The organism is Frankia sp. AgKG'84/4, assembly GCF_023242965.2.
GTDB lineage: Bacteria > Actinomycetota > Actinomycetes > Frankiales > Frankiaceae > Frankia.
Map to the genome: position 1 here is coordinate 1 of NZ_JALKFU020000434.1, position 4,504 is coordinate 4,504.

3 protein-coding genes are annotated in these 4,504 nt (G+C 72.4%); 1 reads left to right on the plus strand and 2 read right to left on the minus strand.

The window, feature by feature from the left end; all coding sequences use genetic code 11:
* Window positions 1-834: phosphatidylinositol phosphate synthase (gene pgsA, locus MXD58_RS20700; protein ID WP_250609759.1), on the minus strand; the 834-nt coding region annotated here is incomplete at its 3' end.
* A gap of 166 nt (window positions 835-1,000) precedes the next feature.
* Between pgsA and MXD58_RS20705 the strand changes: the two genes are divergently transcribed.
* Window positions 1,001-3,157, plus strand: a complete 2,157-nt coding sequence (locus MXD58_RS20705) for an elongation factor G-like protein EF-G2 (RefSeq protein ID WP_248840203.1) — start codon at window positions 1,001-1,003, stop codon at window positions 3,155-3,157.
* A gap of 33 nt (window positions 3,158-3,190) precedes the next feature.
* Here MXD58_RS20705 and MXD58_RS20710 read toward each other — a convergent pair whose 3' ends face one another.
* Window positions 3,191-3,760, minus strand: a complete 570-nt coding sequence (locus MXD58_RS20710) for an HIT family protein (RefSeq protein WP_248840202.1) — start codon at window positions 3,758-3,760, stop codon at window positions 3,191-3,193.
* Window positions 3,761-4,504 lie beyond the last annotated feature (744 nt).

Sequence of the window (4,504 nt, forward strand, 5' to 3'; positions counted from 1 at the left end):
CGTCCGCCGGCCGGGGGACAACAACCGCCCCACGCAAGGCCGAACCCCCCCCGACGCGGAAGGCCCGGGGCCGGGCCCAACGGCCGAACCGGGCGGGACGACACCACCCGGCGGGATCGCGGTACCGGACGGGATCGCGGTACCGGGCGGGATCGCCGTGCCGGGCGCGACGACGGTGCCGGTCGGGACGGTCGGGGCAGCCGTCGAGGCGGACGGGGCCGGCGGGTCACCGGCCCGGTACCACTGCCGGTACACGTGCACGACGCGCTGGATGACGGTCAGCGTGGTCGCGCCGACCAGGAACCAGAGCGCGGCCGGCAGGAGGTACGGAACGCCGAGACCGTACAGGCCGGCGGCGACGAGCAGGACGAGCAGCCGTTCCCCGCGCTCGGCGAAACCGACGTCGCAGGTGAAGCCGAGGCCCTCGGCCCGGGCCTTCACGTAGGAGGTGATCGACCCGGCGACCAGGCAGGCGAGCGCCGCGATCGCCAGGGGCATCGAGTCGCCGTCTCCGGCGTACCAGATCACCAGGGAACCGAAGATCGCGCTGTCTCCGACCCGGTCCGAGGTGGAGTCGAGGAAGGCGCCCCACTTCGACGAGATGCCCCGGGCCCGGGCGATCACCCCGTCCATGAGGTCCGAGAACACGAACAGCGTGACCACGACGGTGCCGAGGAAGAAGACCCCGCGGGTGAAGAAGCCCAGCGCGGCTCCCGCGACCCCGACGGTGCCGATGATCGTCACCACGTCCGGCGAGATCGACGACCGGGCGGCCCACTGGCTCACGGGGTCGAGCACCTTCTGGATCTGCGGTCGTGCCTTGCTAGCGAGCATGTCCGTCCCTCGTCCCGCGGGTGCCCGGCTCCGGGCGGTCTTCACAGTACCGCCGCCACGATCGGTGCATACCCGACCACGGCCCCCGGCGCGGTTGTGCTCCACGTCACCTGGGAGGACTCTGCCGTTACGGACGAGCGGAGATTCGCCGATCAAGGAGGCGAGGATGCCAGCAACCTCGTGCAAAGTACGCAACGTCGTCCTGGTGGGCCACACCGGCGCGGGCAAGTCGGCGCTCGTCGACCGCCTGCTCGCCGCGGCCGGGCCGCCCGAGCACCAGTACGGCGACCATCCCGTGGGCGAGCGCCAGAGCGGCCAGACCAGCTACGTCGGCCATGCCGAACCCGATCGCCGACCGGCCCGGTCGACGGGCCTCACGCTGTGCTCGGTCAGCCACCGCGGGCACACCATCAACCTGCTCGACACCCCCGGCCACCCCGATTTCGTCGGCGAGCTACGGGCTGGCCTGCGCGCCGCCGACGCGGCCCTGTTCGTGGTCAGCGCGGTGGACGGCATCGACGGCGCGACAGGCCTGCTGTGGGCGGAATGCGCCGAGGTCGGCATGCCCCGGGCCATCGCGATCACCCGGCTCGACCACCCGCGCGCGGACTTCAGCGCCGCGCTGGCGCAGTGTCGGCAGGCGTTCGGGCCTGGGGTCACGCCGCTGTGGCTGCCGGGTCCGGTGCGCGAGGGCCGGGTCCAGCTGCGCGCCCTGCTGTCCGCCCGCACCGTCGACTACGACCCGGATGGCCGCCACGAGTCGCCGGGCGAGGCCATGGACGCCGACGCGCGGCGCGGTGCCGCGCGGGCGGCGCTGGTCGAGGGGATCATCGCCGAGAGCGAGGACGAGCACCTGCTCGACGTCTACCTGTCCGGCGCGGCGCCCGACCCGCGGCTGCTGCTCGCCGACCTGGGAAAGGCGGTGGCCCGCGGGACGTTCTTCCCGGTGCTGCCGGTCGGCGTCCTGCCGGCGCCCGGTGGGTTCGGCTGCGCCGAGCTGCTCGATGTGGTTGTGCAGGGCTTCCCCACGCCGGCGGACCATCCCCTGCCCCCGTTGACCCGGCCCGACGGCGGCGAGCGGGCACCCGCGACCGGCGATCCGGCGGGCCCACTGGTGGCCGAGGTGGTCAAGACGACCACCGACCCCTACGTCGGGCGGATGTCGGTCGTGCGGGTGTTCAGCGGCACGCTGCGCCCCGACGACGCCGTGCTGGTCAGCGGCCACGGCCGGGCGGCGGCCGGCCATTCGGACCACGACGACGGCGAGCGCGTCGGCGCACTGTCCCAGCCGTTCGGCTCGGCGCTGCACAGCGTGGCGCAATGCCCGGCGGGCGCGATCTGCGTGATCACGAAGCTGGGCACCGCGCAGACCGGCGACACCCTCTCCAGCCTCGACGATCCGTGCCATCTGCCGGCCTGGCGCCTGCCCGAGCCGCAGCTGCCGACGGCGATCCGGGCCCGCGGCCGCGCCGACGAGGACCGGCTGTCGACGGCGCTGTCCCGACTCGCGCTCGAGGATTCGACCCTGCGGGTCGTGCAGGACCCGCAGACAGCCCAGCTCGTCCTGTGGACCATGGGTGAGGCGCACGCGCAGGCGGCCCTCGACCGCCTCATGCACCGTTATGGCGCCGTCGTCGACCTGGAGCCGCCGGCCATACCCCTGCGGGAGACGCTTCGCGCTCGGGCGCAGGGCATCGGGCGCCAGGTGAAACAGTCGGGCGGCCACGGCCAGTACGCCGTCTGCCGGATCGAGGTGGAGCCGCTGCCGCCGGGCGGCGGGCTCGAGTTTGTCGATGAGGTCGTCGGCGGCGCGATCCCGCGGTCCTTCATCCCGTCGGTGGAGAAGGGCATCCGGGCGCAGATGGCCCAGGGGGTGCACGCCGGTCATCCGCTGACCGACCTGCGGGTGCGCCTGGTCGATGGCAGGGCGCACAGCGTCGACTCGTCGGACGTCGCCTTTCAGATCGCCGGCGGGCTGGCCCTGCGCGACGCGATCCGCGCGGGTGGCGTGGTCGTGCTCGAACCGGTGTTGTCGGTCGACGTGACGGTGCCGGACGAGTTCCTCGGACCGGTCGTGGGAGATGTGTCGACCCGGCGGGGCCGCGTGGTCGGAATGGAGCCCACGCCGGCCGATCGGGATTCAGCGTCGGCGGGTACGTACGCGGCGGCCCACACCACTGTCCACGCCGAGGTTCCCGAAGCAGAAATGTCGAGATATGTCGTTGAACTGCGGTCGCTGACTCACGGCACCGGCACTTTTCACCGGGAACCGCATGGCTACGAGCGGATGCCCCACCGCCTCGCCGAGGCATCGAGTTCCTGATCGGCCGGCGGTGTGCATCGCCGCCCCCGGCCGCTACTCGTCCGCGGCGGCGCGCGCCCAGGCCTCGGCGACCATGTCCCGGGTCTGCCCGAGCAGGGCGGGGAGCACCCGGGTCACGCCGACGACCGGCATGAAGTTCGTGTCCCCACCCCAGCGGGGAACGACGTGCTGGTGCACGTGGGAGGCGATACCCGCGCCGGCCACATGGCCGAGGTTCATTCCCGTGTTGAAACCGTGGGCGCCACTGGCCGCGCGCAGGGCACGCAGCGCCCGACGCACGAAAAAGGCCATCTCGACGATTTCCTCGGATTCCATGTCGGCATAGTCGGCGACATGGCGGTAGGGCACGACAAGGAGATGCCCAGCGTTGTAGGGATAGAGATTCAGGACCGCGTAGACGGTCTTTCCGCGGGCCACCACGAGACCGTCCTCGTCGGACATCGCGACAATGGCGCAGAAGGGGCACTCGTCGTCGCGCCCGCGACCCTCGCCCTTGATGTACGCCAGGCGGTGTGGCGTGTAGAGGCGCTGGAAGGCATCCGGGCCACCGACGCCAGCCTGTTCCTGCAGGACGACCTCGTCGGGCGCGCGCTCGGCGCTCATCACCTGCGCCACCTCCGTCGGATGATCCCCCTGGCGGGGTGGCCGTCGTCCCGTCAATTTATCAGGACGTGGCCCGATCGGCCGGACCTCGGCAGGCGCCCGCGCAGATGCGCGCCCGCAGGCGAAGAGGGAGACTGGCGGCGTGGGGGGGTCGCCGCCAGCCTCCCTCGAGTGGCGTATCCGGTTTCGAACCACGGCGTCCCGGCCGCCGTCGCGGCGCACCACCGACAGAACCGCGACCGGGAAAGGATCTCCCAGCGCTGCCCCGGGGAGAGGCCCGCCGACAAGGTGCGTCGGCGCTGCGCGTCGACAAAAGGACCTGCTACTGGACCCGCTACGCCTTGCACGATCAGCTTAGCGGCTGTCAAGCCGATCTGTACAGGGTGCACCTCTCGCCGCGGCGAGATAACCGGGCGCCGACGAGCACCGGGACGAGTCCACCGGCCACCACAACCACCACACCGAAAGAGCGGGACGCACAACAATGCCGACCTACGACCGGCCGACCAAAAGCCGTCGCGCGCCGGATTCGGCGTTCGCCGGCACAGACCCGCACCGGCGCGCGGACACGGCCGGTTCCACGCGTTTCGCCTCCGGTCGGGATACCCGCCGCACTCCGCCCGAGGGATGCCGCCCTGGCCACGGCACCCGGGGTAGCCCATCCGAGCGACTTTGGTCATCCGCATGCGGACGACCAGCGGCGATGCCGCACGTCCATACCTGCGCCGCGCGGCGACGGGCGCC